Origin of the sequence: Micromonospora sp. NBC_00617 (genome assembly GCF_045161355.1) — a bacterium.
Lineage (GTDB): Bacteria > Actinomycetota > Actinomycetes > Mycobacteriales > Micromonosporaceae > Micromonospora.
Map to the genome: position 1 here is coordinate 343683 of NZ_CP107751.1, position 15687 is coordinate 359369.

The following is a 15687-nucleotide window of genomic DNA, read 5'->3' on the forward strand; positions in this document are numbered from 1 at the left end:
CCCCAGCGGTCACGGCGTGGTCGGCTCGTCCGGCTCCCGGAGGTCGTGCCAGCGGGCCCGCCACGCGGCCTCGTGCGCCTCGTGGCTGGTCCGCTCCTCAAAGACAGCGGCGCGCAGCGCGTGCCGGGACGTCGACATCACCATCACCTCCACGGCCACCAGCGCCACGCAGATCACCGTCGCGAGGGTGAGCGTGCCCAGAGCGGGCAGGCGCTGGCCGACCGGCAGGGCCGCGGTCAGCGCCACGATGACGCCCACCCGGGTCCAGGAGAGGGTGCGCAGGGTACGGAGCTGGAACAGGATGTTGACGGCGTAGTAGCAGATCAGCCCGCCGAGAAGCATCGGTACGGCCGGCCCGCCGGCCTTCTCGGCGATTCCACCGGCCGGGTCGGTGATCTTGTGCAGGATCTCCTCGTTGCCGATGGAGAAGAGGATGATCCCGGCGATCATCGGCAGGTACAGGTACGCGTACGCGTCGCGGGCCATCGCCACCCGGGGGGCGCCCTCCGCCGCGTGCAGGGCGATCCGGGCGGCCGGGCCGATGAAGTCGAAGTGCGCCCACCAGAGGGCGGCGGTGACCACGATGCTGAGCGCGGCGGCCGTCACCGCCGGCCAGGTCACCGGCTTGCCGAGCAGGTTGCCGCCCACGCCCGTGGAGATGACGGACTCGCCCAGCGCGATGATCAGGATGAGGTCGTAGCGCTCGGTCCAGTGCTCGGCGCTGGTCACCCCCCAGCCCCAGGTGCCGACGATGAAGCCGGTGGCGAACTGGACCACCACCACGGCGATCCACAGGCCGTCCCGGATCAACGCGGCCTGGTTCGGGTCGGCGATCTGCGGCGGGATCAGCGCGGCGGCCAGCAGCAGGACGATGCTGACCGCCAGCTCGGGGAGGAACCGGCGCAGTTGTCGGCGCTCCTGCGGGCTGTTTCGCACCACATGCTGGTAGAGGATCATGTGGACGCCGCGGACCACCACGTAGCTGATGGCCACCAGCATCGGGCCGCCGGCGCTGCCCTTCGGGTCGCTGAAGGCCTCCGGCAGGGCCAGCGCGAACGCGAACAGGGCGGCCATCGCCACCACCATGAGCACCGGGACGTAACCCTCGCCGAGCCGTACCCGGGTGGCGACCAGGCTGTGCACCACCCAGCACCACCAGAGCACGGCCAGCACCAGAGCGGCGTGCAGCAGCTGTCGACCGGAGATGTTCGCGGCCGTGGCGCGAGTGATGATGAAGAACGAGAAGACGAAGACCAGGTCGAAGAAGACCTCGAACTTGTCCACCCGGGCGCCGGGGGCGATCGGGACGGCTGGTCCCAGTTGTCCACTCCGCCGGAAGCCGCCCACGGTTCCACTCTGGCAGCGTCCGGCCTGCCCGGAGGACGGAACGGGTCAGCCCGCAGGCGCAGCGCGTCGGCCATGCCCCGCTTTGCGCGCGGGCAACGCGGCGGCCTGGAAGACCGCCGAACAGGGCGCCGCCACCTCGGTGCTGGTCGCCGCCTCCCCGCTGCTCGACGGCGTGGGTGGGCGCTACTTCGAGGACTGTCAACAGGCCGCCCCGGCCCAGCCCGGCGGGCGCACGGGCGTGGCCGACTACGCGCTGGACCCGGAGGCCGCCGAGCGGCTCTGGAAGGTCTCGACCGATCTGCTCAAGGGCTGAGCGGCGGAGACGAAGGGGCGCCCCGGTCGACGACCGGGGCGCCCCTTTCGGCGTTGCGGCGGATCAGGCCAGGCCCAGCTCCGACTCGAAGCTGCCGCCCTCCAGCCGCTCCTTGACCGCGGTCAGGAAGCGGGCCGCGTCGGCGCCGTCGATCAGGCGGTGATCGTAGGACATGGCCAGGTAGACCATCGACCGGACCGCGATGACCTCGCCCAGCTCCGGGTCGTTGACCACGACCGGACGCTTCACCACGGCGCCCGTACCGAGCATCGCCGACTGCGGCGACGGCACGATCGGAGTGTCGAAGAGAGCGCCCCGGCTGCCCGTGTTGGTCAGCGTGAAGGTCGCGCCGGCCATCTCGTCCGGGGTGATCTTGTTGTTCCGGGTGCGCTCGGCCAGGTCGGCGATCCGCTTGGCGATGCCACCCATGTTGAGGTCACCGGCGTTGTGGATGACCGGCACGAGCAGCCCGCGCTCGGTGTCCACGGCGATGCCGAGGTGCTCGGCGGCCGGGTAGGTGATCGTGCCACCGTCCAGGTCCATGCTGGCCTGGATGATCGGGTGGGTCTGCAGCGCCTCGATGGCGGCGAGGGCGAAGAACGGCAGGAAGGACAGCTTCACGCCGTGCTTGGCCAGGAACGAGTCCTTGGCCTGGGCCCGCAGCTTGGCAACCTTGGTGACGTCGACCTCGACGACAGTGGTCAGCTGCGCCGTCTCGTGCAGCGACTGCTGCATCCGCTTGGCGATGGTCGCCCGGATCCTCGGCAGCTTCTCCGTGGTGCCCCGCTTGGCGCTCGGCTGCGCCTTGGCGGCCGGCTTGGCCGCAGCAGCCGACGGCGCGGCGGCCGGCGGTGCGGCCGGAGCCGGCGCGGCCTTGGCGGCCTTGGCCTTCTCGGCCGCGTCGAGGACGTCCTGCTTGCGGATCCGGCCACCCACACCGGTGCCATTGAGCGAGCCCAGGTCGACGCCGTGCTCGCTGGCCAGCTTGCGGACCAGCGGGGTCACGTACCCGGCGGTCTCCTCGCCGCCACCCGGCGCCGGGGCGGACGGGCGCTGCGGGGCGGCGGTCGGCGCGGACGGCTGAGCCGCCTGCTCGGCCTGCGCCGGCTGCGCCGAGGTCTCCGCCTCCGCGGCCGGCTCGTTGTACGACATGCCCGGGGTGGGCTCCTCGACCTTCGGCTCCGGCTTCGGCTCGGCCTTCGGCGCCGGCGCGGCCTCCGCCTTCGGCTCGGGCTTCGGCTCGGGCTTGGCCTGAGCGGGGGCCCCACCGGCGGCACCGATGATCGCCAGGTCGGCGCCGACGTCGGCAGTCTCGTCCTCGGCGACCTTGATCTCCAGCACCGTGCCGGCGACCGGCGACGGGATCTCCGTGTCCACCTTGTCGGTGGAGACCTCCAGCAGCGGCTCGTCCACCTCGATGGTGTCGCCGACCTGCTTGAGCCAGCGGGTGACCGTACCCTCGGTGACGCTCTCACCCAGGGCCGGCATCTTCACCGCGGTGCCCTCGCCCGACGACGCGGCGGCCGGAGCCGGCGTCTCGGCCGGAGCCTCGTCCTGCGCCACCTCGTCGGCCGTGCCCTCGGCGGCGGCCGTCGGCTCGGCGGCCGGCTCCACCGACTCGGCCGGGGCCTGCTCCTGCGGCGCGGCCTCGCCGCCACCGGTCGACTCGCCCTCACCGGCGATGACGGCCAGCTCGCTACCGACCTCGGCGGTCTCGTCCTCGCCGACCACGATCCGGCTCAGCACGCCCGCCGCGGGCGACGGGATCTCGGTGTCGACCTTGTCGGTCGAGACCTCGAGCAGGGGCTCGTCGACCTCGACCGTGTCGCCCTCCTGCTTGAGCCAGCGCGTGACGGTGCCCTCGGTGACGCTCTCGCCGAGCCGGGGCATGGTGACCGATACCGGCATGTTCTCCAGACTCCTTCATTCCCCTTGGGGGATCTTCGCCCGTCGCCGGACGCCGCGGTTTGGGTGATCAGGCGTGCGCGTGCAGCGGCTTGCCGGCGAGGGCCAGGTGCGCCTCGCCCAGGGCCTCGTTCTGGGTCGGGTGGGCGTGCACGAGCTGGGCGACCTCCGCCGGGTACGCCTCCCAGTTGTAGATGAGCTGCGCCTCACCGATCAGCTCACCCACCCGCGCGCCGACCATGTGCACGCCGACGACGGGGCCGTCCTCGACCCGGACCAACTTCACGAAGCCGGTGGTCTTGAGGATCTGGCTCTTGCCGTTGCCGCCGAGGTTGTAGTTGTACGACTTGACCTTGTCGGCGCCGTACTGCTCCTTGGCCTTCGCCTCGGTCAGGCCCACCGACGCCAGCTCCGGGTCGCAGTAGGTGACCCGCGGGATGCCGACCTCGTCGATGACGGCCGGGGTCTGCCCGGCGATCTCCTCGGCGACGAAGATGCCCTGCTGGAAGCCCCGGTGCGCGAGCTGGAGACCCGGCACGATGTCGCCGACCGCGTAGACGTTCGGCACGCTGGTGCGCAGCCGCTCGTCGGTCAGCACGTAGCCGCGGTCCATCTTGACGCCCTGCTCCTCGTACCCGAGGTTGGCGGTGTTCGGGCCGCGACCGACGGCGACCAGCAGCACCTCCGCCTCGACCGTCTCGCCGCCGGAGATGGTCAGCTTGACGCCGCTCTCGGTCTTCTCGACCTTCTCGAACGGCTTGCCGACCTTGAAGTTGATTTTCCGCTTGCGGAACGCCCGCTCCAGCGCCTTCGACGACTCCTCGTCCTCGGCGGCGACCAGTCGGGGCAGCGCCTCGACGATCGTCACGTCCACGCCGAAGGACTTCCACACGCTGGCGAACTCGACACCGATCACGCCGCCGCCGAGCACGATCACCGACGACGGGATCCGGTCCAGGGTCAGCGCGTGGTCACTCGTGATGATCCGCTCGCCGTCGACCTCCAGGCCGGGCAGGCTCTTGGCGTACGAGCCGGAGGCCAGCACGACGTTACGACCGGTGTAACGCTTGCCGTCCACCTCGACGACGTTCTTGCCGACCAGCTTGCCGTGACCCTCGACGATGGTGATCGCCTTGTTGCCCTTCAGCATGCCCTGCAGGCCCTTGTACAGGCGGGCGATCACGCCGTCCTTGTACGAGTTGACCCCGGCCATGTCGATGCCGACCAGCTCGGCCTTGACGCCGAACTGCTCCGACTCGCGGGTCTGGTCGGCGATCTCCGCCGCGTGCAGCAGCGCCTTGGTCGGGATGCAGCCGTTGTGCAGGCAGGTCCCGCCGAGCTTGCCCTTTTCGATCAGCGCGACTTTCAGGCCCAGCTGGACGGCGCGCAGCGCGGTCGCGTAGCCGCCGCTGCCACCTCCGAGGATGACGATGTCGAAGGTCGCTTCGTTCGGCTCGCTCACGTCCAACTCCCAGGTCGCGTCGCTGCATTCGGGGGTCACTACGGGGTAACACGGACACACCCCACCTCGGTCATCTTGTCACCACCGGGCACAGGGCGCGTAGTGAGGTGCCCAACGACACGTCATCGACACGTACCCTTGGCACCGTTGTCGATGACATGACGTGGGGGAGAGGTTCGGTGGGGTTGTTCCGGCGCCGGAAGCAGGCGCGTGTGCTGAGCCACGACCGTGCGGCCGATAGCGGCGATTTGGACCATCTCGCGAACTTCATCCGCAGCCGGCGCGGCGTGGAGGCGTTCATCGAGCCCCGGACGACGGTCACCCAGACCACCGTCATCCTGATCGCCGACGACGGGGAGTGGACCCGCCGCCGCATCGACGGCCCGGACGGCGCGCGGCGCTTCGCGTACCGGATGGGCATCCCGGTGTACGACGTCCGGCTGATGGGCTACCCGCAGCGGATGCGCGACTTCAACGAACGCCGCAAGCGCCGTCCCGACCAGTAGCGGTAAGGAAGGGCCCCCTGTTAACGCCAGGCGTTAACAGGGGGCCCTTCCTTACCGCTCAGCCGTTGGCGGCGACGTCCTCGACCAGCTGCACCAGCGTGCGAACCGGAACACCCGTGCCGCCCTTGGTCCAGTAGCCGGTCGGCTCGCCCGAGTGGTAGCCCGGCCCGGCGATGTCGATGTGCGCCCACGCCACGTCGTCGGCCACGAACTCGCGCAGGAACACGCCGCCCTGCAGCATGTGCCCGGCCCGGTCCATCCCGGCGTTGACCTGCGAGATGTCCGCCACGTCGGAGTCCATGCCCTTGCGCACGTCGTCCGGCAGGGGCATCGGCCAGGCCGGCTCGCCGACCGCGTCGCCGACCGTCCGGACCCGCTCGCACAGCTCGGGGGTGCCCATCACGCCGGCCATCCGCTTGCCCAGCGCGATCACCTGACCGCCGGTCAGGGTGGAGGTCTCGAACAGGTAGTCGGTGCCGTCGGCGCACGCGCGGGCGATGGCGTCGGCCAGGATCATGCGGCCCTCGGCGTCGGTGTTGAGCACCTCCACCTTCTTGCCGCTGAACATGCTGATCACGTCGCCCGGCCGGTAGCTGGTGCCCGACGGCATGTTCTCGGCCATCGGCAGGTACGCGCTGACCGCCACCGCCGGCTTCAGCGCGGCGATCGCCAGCATGGCCGCGCCCACCGCGGCGGCGCCCGCCATGTCGGACTTCATCTCCCACATGCCCTGCGCCGGCTTGATCGAGATACCGCCGGTGTCGAAGGTGATCCCCTTGCCGACCAGCGCGACCCGCTTGCCGTTGCCGCCGTCCTGCGGGGTGTAGGTGAGTTTCACCAGTCGCGGTGGGGCCTCCGAGCCCTGCCCGACCGCGATGATGCCGCCGTACCCGCCCGCGGCCAGCGCCGCCTCATCCAGCACCTCGACGCCGAGGCCCGCCTCACGGGCGGCGGCGGCCACGGCGTCGGCGAACGACGGGGGCCGCAGCTCGTTCGGGGCGGTGTTCACCCAGTCCCGGCTGAGCCGCACCGCGCCGGCGACCGCCTGCGCGCGGGTGATCTCCGCCTGGGCGGCCGGCTCGGCGGCGTCCGGAACGGCGATCAGCACCTCGGCCACCGGCTCCCGCCGGGTCGGCTGCGGACGGGTCTTGTAACCGGCGAACCGGTACCCGCCGAGCAGCGCGCCCTCGGCGACCGCGCGCAGCGCGGCCGGCGCGTCCGCGTCGTCCGGCAGCGGCATGCTCAGCGCCACCTTCGCCGCGCCCGCCAGGGCCCGGACCGCCGCGCCGGCGGCGCGGCGCAGCGTCTCCGGCGCCGGGGCGGCGCCCGTCGGCTCCGGACCGAGCCCGACCGCGACGACCAGCGGAGCGGTGACGGTGCCCAGCGTGGCCAGCTTGATGATCTCACCCGGCCCACCGGTCGCGCCGAGCAGCGCGAGGGTCTCGGTCAGCTTGCCGTCGAACGCGACGGCGATGCTCTCCGCGCCGCTGGCGAGCAGCAGGGTGCCGGCGAGGCCGCTGGTGGCGCCCTGCTCTCCGGTCTGGCTGTGCACGCCGATCACGATCGCGTCGACGGCGAGCTCGGCCGGGTCGGTGTCGACCAGGCTCAGGTTGGTGGAGCGGGGTGATGTCACTGAAGCTACTCCGGGCGGGCCGGGCCGGTCGCGACGTCGCGTACCAGCGATGAAGGTCTCCGGCGGAACTTACCCGCCGGACGTCAGGGCTGTCCCGTCGATCACGCCAACGGGGTCCCGCCGATGCTAACCAGCGGCGTTGCCCCCGGTAAGTTGCCACCCATGACCGACGTGACCTCCGACGCCGCCGCGACCCGGCTGCGTCGTTCCCCGCTGCACGAGCGGCACACCGCCGCCGGCGCCAAGTTCGCCCCCTTCGGGGGCTGGGAGATGCCGCTGGAGTACGCCGGCGGCGGGGTGCTCAAGGAGCACGCCGCGGTGCGTACGGCGGTGGGGGTCTTCGACGTGTCGCACCTGGGCAAGGCCCGGGTGACCGGCCCCGGCGCGGCCGAGTTCGTCAACTCCTGCCTCAGCAACGACCTGCGCCGCATCGGGCCCGGCCGAGCGCAGTACACGCTGTGCTGCGACGACGCCACTGGCGGCGTGGTGGACGACGTCATCGCCTACCTGTACGCCGACGATCACGTCTTCCTCATCCCGAACGCCGCGAACACCGCCGAGGTGGTGCGTCGGCTGCGCGCCGCCGCCCCGGAGCGGATCACCGTCACCGACGAGCACGAGGCGTACGCGGTGCTGGCCGTGCAGGGCCCCCGCTCGGGCGAGCTGCTCGCCGCCCTCGATCTGCCCACCGAGCACGGCTACATGAGCTTCGACGCCGCCAGCCTCGCCGCCGTGGAGCTGACCGTCTGCCGTACCGGCTACACCGGCGAGCTGGGCTACGAGTTGGTGGTGCCGGCGGAACACGCGGTGACCGTGTGGGACGCCCTCTTCGCCGCCGGCGAGGCGTTCGAGCTGCGCGCCTGCGGGCTGGCCGCCCGGGACACGCTGCGTACCGAGATGGGCTACCCGCTGCACGGGCAGGACCTCTCGCTGGACATCACCCCGGTGCAGGCCCGCTCGGGCTGGGCGGTCGGGTGGGACAAGCCGGCCTTCTGGGGCCGCGACGCGCTGCTCGCCGAGAAGGCCGCTGGCCCCCGGCGTACGCTGCGCGGTCTGGTGGCCGTCGACCGCGCCATCCCGCGCCCCGGCATGACGCTGCACGTGGGCGACAAGCAGGTCGGCACGGTGACCAGCGGCACCTTCAGCCCGACCCGCAAGCAGGGCATCGCCCTGGCCCTGCTGGACACCGACGCCAACCTGGCCGAAGGCGACGAGGTGCAGGTCAACATCCGAGGCCGCCAAGCCCCCCTGCGCCTGCAGAAACCCCCCTTCGTAACCCCCTCAACCCGCTAACCCGAAACCCCCTCCCACTCCCACTCCCACGCCGGCCCCACCGGACGCGGTTGATCATGAAGTTATTGCCACCGCCATCGGCGTGTCGTGGCAATAACTTCATGATCAACGCGGCGGGGGCGGTGCGGGTGGGAGCCGGGGGTGGGGTGGGTTAGGGGGTTGGGGTGGTGGGGGGTTCGCCGGAGTCCAGGACTGCCTGGGTCCAGCCGCCTTCGACGACTCCGGTCGCGTTCAGGACCGCCCAGTCGACGACGTCGGTCGCCTCCACCACCACGGGGGCGCCGATGCGTACGCTCTCGTCGGTGTTCGCGTCGCTGGCGCTGACGCCGACGATCCGCTCACGGGTCTCCCACGAGGTGACGCCCGCCCAGACGTACTCGGGGCCGTCGTCGCCCGGCAGGCCGTACTTGACCACCAGCTGCGACTCCGCCGGTAGCTGGCCGGCGACGAAGCGGGCCCGGGCGTCGCCCAGCGCGGCGCGGGCGGTGGCGACCGCGCGGCTCATCGCGTCACCCGAGCGCGCGTAGCGCACGTCCGGCTGGATGCCGGAGAACAACGTCGCGCAGGCGGCGGCGTAGTAGCGCCCGTCCGGGCCGGGATGCCCGGCCGGCGGCCGCAGGCTCAGGAACGAGTCGGCCTCCGGGTCGGTCGCCGGGTCCAGCTCCAGGCGCAGCAGCACCGGGGCTGTCGCGCCGTGCTGCTCCGGGTTGCCGTACGCCACCGCGATGTCGTGCCCGGTCACCGTGGCCAGCACCGGCAGTTGCACGAACGCCGGCACCTCCTCGCCGGTGAGCCCGTCGGTCCAGTCCCGCAGCAACCGGCGGGCCGCCCCGGTCATCACCGCGCCCCAGGCGCGGGTCAGATGGTCGGGCACCCCCTGGGTCTGCAACTCCAGCAGACCGAAGCGCCGCAGCCCCTTCGTGGTGAACCACAACCCCTCGGTGTCCGAGGAGTACGGCACCAGCACCCAGTCGACCAGCCGGATGCGGCCCTGCTCGTCGGGGAGTGAGCGCAGCGCGGTCGCCGGGTCGAGGAACTGGAGGCCGAAGACGTCCACCACGTCGCCGTCGACGGACTCCGCCACCGCCGCCGCCACCGCCCGGGCCGCCCACTCGTGCGCGGGCGGCCACCCCGGCCGGTACTCCGCCTGGACCACGACCAGGTGTGTCGCCGCGGCCAGCCGGGCCAACTGCGCCTCGGTGGCGCCGAACGCGGTGAGCAGATCCGGCGGCAGCGCGGGAAACTCGGCGATCGGCCGGGTGTCGACGCTCATCAGCGGGCTGTCCAGCATCTGCCGGGCGAGCCCGTGCACCGGCTCGGCCAGCCGGCCGGTCAGCGCCGCCACCGCCGTCTTCGCGCTGACCTTCGGCAGCCCCGCCATCGGCACCAGGTAGGTCGCGCTGAGCGACTCCGGCACCGGTACGGGCAGGAAGTCGTCAGTGATGAGCATGTGGGTTCCCCCGGTGGCCGTGCCGGTGCTGTCGAGCCGAACGCTACCCGGCCGGCCGTGCCGGCTTCAGGCGGACAGCACCACACCCAGGTAGACCAGCGTGGTGACCACCTCGACCGTCGCGCCGAGCACGTCGCCGGTGATCCCGCCGAGCCGGCGTACCACGTGGGCCAGCAGCGGCACCGCGGCGGCGAGCGCGGCGACGACGGCGGCCGGCCCCTGCCACGGGCGGCCCGGCACCGCGGGTACCGCCAGCAGCACGACGGCGACCGCGCCGACGGCCAGCGCCACCGGGCCGACGGTTCCCGCCACCATGGCCCCCAGCCCGTCCGGCCGGGCCGCGGGCACGCCCCGCCGGCACGCCACCGTCACGCCCAGCCGCCCGGCCGCGGTGGCCGCGACCACCGCCGCGAGGGCGGCGGGCCAGGACCGGCCGGCCAGGTCGGCGAGCGCCGCGGCCTGCACCAGGAGTACGACCACCAGGGCGACGACGCCGAACGGCCCGACGTCCGGCTTCTTCATGATCTCCAGGGCACCAGCACCCCGCCGGTACGACCCGAGCGCGTCCACGGTGTCGGCCAGCCCGTCCAGGTGCAGTCCCCGGGTCAGCAGGGCGGCGGCGCCCACCGTCACGCCAGCGGCCACCAGCGGGGGAGCGAGCGTGCCGGTCAGCAGCAGGACGCCGCCCAGCAGCACGCCGAGCAGCGCGCCGACGGCCGGGGCGAGAACCATCGCGGTACCCGCCACCGGGCGGTCGATCCGCCCGGCGCGTACCGGCAACGTGCTGAAGGTGGTGACCGCCAGTCGGGCTCCCGCGACGAGCCGCGACTCAGCCGGCACGCCAGCCCGACGCCGGCTGCTCGTCGGTCCCCGTGCGGGTGGGGCCCGGCCCGGCTGGCTCCGGCTCGGCGAACTCCGGGTCGGTGTAGTCGGGCCCGGTGTATGCCGGCTCGGCGTAGTCGGACTCGGCGTTGTCGGTCTCCGGGTCGGCTTCCGGCTCGTCGGTCGGGTCCGCGTCGGCGGCTCCGGTCAGCGAGGGGTGCACCGGCAGCGCGGCGGCCAGTGCCAGCACCGAGCGCAGCAGCGGCAGCGCGACCAGGGCGTTGGCACCCTCGCCGAGGTCCAGTCGCAGGTCGAGCAGGGGCGTGAGGCCGAGCACGTCGGCGGCCAGCCGCACCGCGGGATGCTGGCCGTGGTCGGCCAGCAGGCACCAGTGCCGCGCCTGCCCGGCCAGGTCACGGCTGACCATCCCGGCGGCCAGCCCGACCGGCCCGTCCAACAGCACCGGCACCCGGCGGGCGGTGGCGCCCAGCAGCACGCCGGTGGCCACCGCCACGTCGCCGCCGCCCAGCTCGGACAGCACGTCCTTCGCGCCGCGCGGCGAGCGGCGGGTGCGGTGCAGCGCGTCGCGCACCGCCGCGCAGCGGACCATCCAGGCCGCGTCGTCGATCTCACCGGAGTCGGTGATCACCCGGCCCAGCACCGCCGGTGGTTCCGCGCCGGCCGTGGCCGCCAGCACCGCCGCCGCTGCCGCCTCGGTGCCGGCGCCGCACGCCCCCAGGACCAGCAGTTGTACGCCCGCGTCGGCGGCCTGCTCGGCCAACCGCCAGCCGTAGCGCAGCGCCGACTCGACCTGCTCGCCAGTGAGGGCCGGCTGGGTCTCCATCGGCGCGGCGGCGGGGGTGTCGACCACCTGCAGGCTCGCGCCGCTCTCGGCGGCCAGCCGGGCCAGCGCGCCCCGCCCGGCGCGCGCCTGCGCGGCGCGACGCGCCGACTCGCCCGCGACGGTGCCGGCCGACGCGCCGCCGGCGTGGTCGCCGTTGAGCAGCAGCACCCGCACCGAGCCCCAGGCGGCCGGCGTCGACGTGCCCTGGGTGGCGGCGGCGAAGCCGACCACCCGGTCCAGGACGCCCAGCCCGGCACCGGGTACGTCCAATGTGGCCAGCCGGTCCACCGCCTGCGGACCGGCGTAGTCGTCGGGCATCGGCAGCTCCATGCCCGGCTGGATGACCAGCCCGGTGGCCACCATCGGCAGCGCCATGGTCGGCGCTGCCCAGGGGTTGCCGGGCTCCTGGTTGGGAGCGACCGGCGGGGTGTGGGTCAGCACGTCGGGCAGCTGGACCTCGGGGGTGGGCTCGGCGTCGAGCAGGCTCGTGCCGGCCTGGTGTGCGCCGGTCTGGCTCGCGGCCGGCGACACGGGGCTCGCCGACGCGCTCACGGTCGGGGCGGCGGCGGCAGCGGTGGTGGGTGCCGGCTTCAGCCAGGCCGGTTGGCCCGCGACCACCAGCACCACGGCGTCGCAGGCGTCGGCGACCGCGCGGTTGGCCGCGCCGAGCGCGTCGGTGAACGCCCGGCCCAGCGGGGTGGTCGGCACCAGCGACAGCCCCACCTCGGGGCTCACCAGCACCACCCGCGCCGCGCAGGTGCGGATCGCCTCGGCCAGTTCGGCGATCGTCGCCACGTCGTCGGCGGGCTGGTGCTCCGGGTCGAGCAGCACGGTCACCCAGCCGCCCAGGTCGTCCACGAGAAGCGTCTCGTTGGGCTCGGCCGATTCGAGCACGTCCGCCAGCCGGCGCGGCTCTCCGGCAGTCTCCTCGGTGGTCCAGCTGCCCGGTCGTCGGGCGCGATGCGTCGCCAGCCGGGTCGCCCACTCGGTGTCCTCCGGGTCGCCCTCCGGCGCGGTGGCGACGTAGCGAACCACCGGCGCGTCGGCGACCAGGGACTCGGCGAACTCGGACTTGCCGGACCGGATACCGCCGAGCACCAGGACCGTGTTCCACCCGTCAACGGACATGTCCGTACCTTAGTTCTCATGCCCCGGGTCTGGGCACGTCGCCCCAGCCCTGCCGACGGTCGAAAGTCCGTTCCGCGTCCATTGCAGGCAAGCGTCCAGTTCCTCTGGATGATCGGGGACTGACCGCGGCACGCTCACCGGTCCCGTGCGGGGCGACCTGGGCCGCTCCTTCTAGCTGGCTCGTACGCGGGCGGTCCGCGCCCTTGGCTGAGCAGGCGTCGTCCGTGCCGAAGAGCGTGGTGCCAGCGGGGGACGCCTCTGTTCGACAACGATGCCGGCGCGCTGGACGTACAACTCCCGCTTGGCGATGGCGTTGCCCTTCACGTCGAGGACGTATCCGGTCAACCACAACCAGTCGTGGTACGGGTCGACGACGCCGATGGAAACGAGCCGGACGCGGAGGATGCGGTCCCCGGTGAACTGCACCGAGCACGCCGGCCCGATCACCAGCAGATCCCCGGGGTTGAGCGGTGTCACGGCATGCACCCGGGTCACTGGTCCTCGCCTGGCCAGTGCCTGCGGTTGATCGGGATGCGGTGGCGGCAGTTGCAGGGCAGCTCTGCGCCGCAGCGGCAGACGTAGCGCCACCGTTTTCACGACCACACCGGACGGTGGCGTCGCGCGAGCGTCAGCGCCGTCGACAGCAGGTAATCGTCAAATCGAACTCTGCGCACCTGGCCTCCTACCGTCGGTGAATCTCTCACCCACAGTAGGCCAACCTGTTCATCCTGTACAGCCTGTCTAGGGCAGGCTACCTGTACCCCATGCCTTACTCATGCAGACTGTCCATAGCATGTCGATCATGATTGACGAGATGTCTCCGGTGCCGTTCTACGTTCAGCTCGCGGATCTCCTCGCCGAACAGATCACGTCCGGGAAGCTGAAGCCGCGCCAACCGCTCCCGAGCGAGGCTCACCTGCAACAGGAGTACGGCGTCGCTCGCGGGACGGTCCGAGCAGCGACCCGCCTACTGCGAGAGCGCGGCCTGGTCGTCACCTTCACCGGGCGCGGGACCTTCGTCAGCGAAAACCCGGCCGGCTGACGCCCGCTCGGCAGGCGGTCAGCCGCAGTGTTCGAACCCACTGCCGTAGCTGACCCCGCCGGTGGCGCCGCCCCACTTCACGCACGCGCCGGCGGCGGGGGCCCGCACCGGCCCCGCGTAGTAGTCGAAGGACCCGCTGTCGGTGCTGCGGGTCCGCCCCTGCACCTCCAGGTACGCCGACGCCGCCGTCCTGGCCCCGACCGCGGTGTCCTTGAGGGTGACCACGCAGTTGTTGCCGTTGCCCGAGTGGTAGAGCAGGTAGACGCGGCCCTGCCGGCGGCCGCCACCGTCGGTCAGCGTCGCCGAGTCGATCACCTGATAGCCGCTGCCGCACGCCTGCGCAGCCGTGTACGGGTTGGGTCGGCCCGCCGGGCTGCCACTGGACGTCGGTCTGCCGCTGGCCGCCCCGGTCGGCGTGGTCCCCGGTGCCGCGCTACGGGTGGCCGGGCTGCCGCTGGCGGGCGTACCCGATCGGTCGCCGCCGGTCGGTGTGGCGGTCGCGGTCCGGTCGGCGCTCGGCGTGCCGCTGGTCTGGGGTGCCGGGGTGGTGGTGTCTGCGGTCGGTGGCGCGACGCCGGCGCCCGACGTGGATTCACCCGCCAGCGCCGCCGGGCCGGTCGTCCCGCCCGGCACGGCGTCCGGACGCAGCGCCGCCACGGCTGCGCCGACGAGCGCGATCAGAACGATCGCGCCCACCCCGACCAGCAGCGGCTTGCGTCGCCGGCTTGACGACGTCGGCAACGAATTCTCGCGGGTCGGCCCGGTCTCGGCTGGCCGGATCTCGGCCAGCCCGGCCCGGAAGGCCGGTGGCGTGGCCGGGTCCATGGGCGGGACCGGCTGCGGCGTCGGCGTGCTGGTCGACACGGGCGGCGTCGGAATCGGATCGGGCGACGCCGGCGGCGCGACGGTCGGGGTGGCGCCCAGTGCCGGCGGCGCGAGGGCCGGGGTGGCGCCCAGTGCCGGCGGCGCGAGGGCCGGCGGGGTGGTGGCGCCCACCACGGGCGTCGCGGGCGCGGCCACCGCCCACGGAGGGCGGGCGGAGGGCGGGATGCTGGCCAGGGTCGCGTCACGGGCATCGGCGGCGGCAGCGGCCAGCTCGGCGGCGCTGACGTACCGGTCCGCCGGCCGCTTGGCCATCGCCCGCGCGATCACCGCCACCACCGCGGGCGGCGTGTCCGGCGGCAGCGGGGCCGGCTCGTCCTGGGCGTGCCGCAACGCCACCGCGAGCGGGTTGTCGCCGTCGAACGGTGGCTGCCCGGCCAGGCAGAAGTACGCCACCGCCCCGAGGGCGTAGATGTCCGTGGCGGCGGCGACCGGCTGACCGGTGGCCTGCTCGGGAGACATGTACGCGGCGGTGCCGAGCACCATGTTCGCGGCGGTCAGCCCGGCCATGCTGCGGGACCGGGCGATGCCGAAGTCGACGAGCACCACCTGACCGTCCGCCTTGACCAGCAGGTTGCCGGGCTTCACGTCCCGGTGCACGATGCCGGCGAGGTGGGCGGTGTGCAGGGCGTCGGCCGCCTGCGCCAGCACCGACATGGTGGTGGCCGCGTCCAGTCGACCCGCCGTGCGTACCCGGGCCGACAACGGCTCGCCCTCGACGTACTCCATCACCAGGTAGTCGACCCGGCTGCCGTCGGCGAGCGCGGCCTGCCCGACGTCGTGCACCGCGACCACGCCGGGGTGCCGCAACGCCGCGAGCATCCGCGCCTCGGCGCGGAAGCGGGCGGTGAACTCGGCGTCGGCGACCAGCGACGGCAGCAGCACCTTCACCGCCACCTCGCGCTCCAACAGCACGTCGGTGCCGCGCCAGACCGCGCCCATCCCGCCTGTCGCCACCCGCTCGCCCAGCCGGTACCGGTCGCCGAGCAGTACTCCCCGAGTCAGCACCGAGCCACCGTACCGGCCCGCACCGACGTGGGTTGATCAACCCATGGGCTGC

Annotated in this window: 13 protein-coding genes; 4 read left to right on the forward strand and 9 right to left on the reverse strand. The window is 73.1% G+C overall.

Annotated features, from left to right (window positions below; translation table 11 throughout):
• Window positions 1-9: 9 nt before the first annotated feature.
• Window positions 10-1347 (reverse strand): low temperature requirement protein A, encoded by a 1338-nt coding sequence (locus tag OG505_RS01660; protein WP_405430452.1) that lies wholly within the window; start codon window positions 1345-1347, stop codon window positions 10-12.
• Between the two features lie 82 nt (window positions 1348-1429).
• On the opposite strand from OG505_RS01660, the gene OG505_RS01665 reads away from it, so the two are divergent.
• On the forward strand, window positions 1430-1660 hold the full coding sequence (locus tag OG505_RS01665) for a hypothetical protein (RefSeq protein WP_405430454.1): 231 nt from the start codon (window positions 1430-1432) through the stop codon (window positions 1658-1660).
• Between the two features lie 63 nt (window positions 1661-1723).
• Here the strand turns inward: OG505_RS01665 and sucB are convergent, their stop codons facing one another.
• Window positions 1724-3568, reverse strand: a complete 1845-nt coding sequence (gene sucB / locus OG505_RS01670) for a 2-oxoglutarate dehydrogenase, E2 component, dihydrolipoamide succinyltransferase (protein ID WP_405430456.1) — start codon at window positions 3566-3568, stop codon at window positions 1724-1726.
• 67 nt (window positions 3569-3635) lie between these two features.
• Window positions 3636-5066, reverse strand: coding sequence for a dihydrolipoyl dehydrogenase (gene lpdA, locus OG505_RS01675; protein ID WP_405430458.1), 1431 nt, complete (start codon window positions 5064-5066; stop codon window positions 3636-3638).
• Window positions 5067-5206: 140 nt separating this feature from the next.
• Between lpdA and OG505_RS01680 the strand changes: the two genes are divergently transcribed.
• Complete coding sequence (locus OG505_RS01680) at window positions 5207-5533, forward strand: hypothetical protein (protein ID WP_405430460.1); 327 nt, start codon at window positions 5207-5209, stop codon at window positions 5531-5533.
• A gap of 58 nt (window positions 5534-5591) precedes the next feature.
• On the opposite strand, the gene OG505_RS01685 is transcribed toward OG505_RS01680, so the two are convergent.
• Entirely contained in the window at window positions 5592-7166 is a 1575-nt protein-coding gene (locus tag OG505_RS01685; RefSeq protein ID WP_405430462.1) for a leucyl aminopeptidase, read from the reverse strand.
• Between the two features lie 162 nt (window positions 7167-7328).
• Here OG505_RS01685 and gcvT point away from each other — a divergent pair, with 162 nt between their 5' ends.
• Entirely contained in the window at window positions 7329-8459 is a 1131-nt protein-coding gene (gcvT, locus tag OG505_RS01690) for a glycine cleavage system aminomethyltransferase GcvT (protein ID WP_405430464.1), read from the forward strand.
• Between the two features lie 151 nt (window positions 8460-8610).
• Here the strand turns inward: gcvT and OG505_RS01695 are convergent, their stop codons facing one another.
• The 4 genes from OG505_RS01695 to OG505_RS01710 all read right to left on the reverse strand — a co-directional run bounded on the left by OG505_RS01695 (window position 8611) and on the right by OG505_RS01710 (window position 13180).
• Window positions 8611-9909, reverse strand: a complete 1299-nt coding sequence (locus OG505_RS01695) for a DUF2314 domain-containing protein (protein ID WP_405430466.1) — start codon at window positions 9907-9909, stop codon at window positions 8611-8613.
• A gap of 66 nt (window positions 9910-9975) precedes the next feature.
• Window positions 9976-10749, reverse strand: coding sequence for an adenosylcobinamide-GDP ribazoletransferase (locus OG505_RS01700; RefSeq protein WP_405430468.1), 774 nt, complete (start codon window positions 10747-10749; stop codon window positions 9976-9978).
• The gene (locus tag OG505_RS01705) at window positions 10739-12703 is read right to left on the reverse strand and encodes a bifunctional adenosylcobinamide kinase/adenosylcobinamide-phosphate guanylyltransferase (protein ID WP_405430470.1); all 1965 of its coding nucleotides are present in this window, start codon (window positions 12701-12703) and stop codon (window positions 10739-10741) included. Before OG505_RS01705 ends, OG505_RS01700 begins: the two co-directional genes overlap by 11 nt.
• A 171-nt stretch (window positions 12704-12874) precedes the next feature.
• Window positions 12875-13180: a hypothetical protein gene (locus tag OG505_RS01710; protein WP_405430472.1), complete on the reverse strand. Its 306-nt coding sequence runs from the start codon at window positions 13178-13180 to the stop codon at window positions 12875-12877.
• A gap of 325 nt (window positions 13181-13505) precedes the next feature.
• Here OG505_RS01710 and OG505_RS01715 point away from each other — a divergent pair, with 325 nt between their 5' ends.
• Window positions 13506-13745 carry a GntR family transcriptional regulator gene (locus OG505_RS01715; RefSeq protein WP_405430476.1) on the forward strand — a complete coding sequence of 80 codons (240 nt, stop codon included), beginning with the start codon at window positions 13506-13508 and terminating at the stop codon, window positions 13743-13745.
• 18 nt (window positions 13746-13763) lie between these two features.
• Here the strand turns inward: OG505_RS01715 and OG505_RS01720 are convergent, their stop codons facing one another.
• Window positions 13764-15635 carry a protein kinase domain-containing protein gene (locus OG505_RS01720; RefSeq protein WP_405430478.1) on the reverse strand — a complete coding sequence of 624 codons (1872 nt, stop codon included), beginning with the start codon at window positions 15633-15635 and terminating at the stop codon, window positions 13764-13766.
• Window positions 15636-15687: the final 52 nt, after the last annotated feature.

Excerpts from the sequence above, each read along its gene's own strand:
- sucB (WP_405430456.1), bottom strand. The coding sequence starts at position 3,568 with ATGCCGGTATCGGTCACCATGCCCCGGCTCGGCGAGAGCGTCACCGAG.
- OG505_RS01705 (WP_405430470.1), bottom strand. The coding sequence starts at position 12,703 with ATGTCCGTTGACGGGTGGAACACGGTCCTGGTGCTCGGCGGTATCCGG.
- OG505_RS01715 (WP_405430476.1), top strand. The coding sequence starts at position 13,506 with ATGATTGACGAGATGTCTCCGGTGCCGTTCTACGTTCAGCTCGCGGAT.
- gcvT (WP_405430464.1), top strand. The coding sequence starts at position 7,329 with ATGACCGACGTGACCTCCGACGCCGCCGCGACCCGGCTGCGTCGTTCC.
- OG505_RS01695 (WP_405430466.1), bottom strand. The coding sequence starts at position 9,909 with ATGCTCATCACTGACGACTTCCTGCCCGTACCGGTGCCGGAGTCGCTC.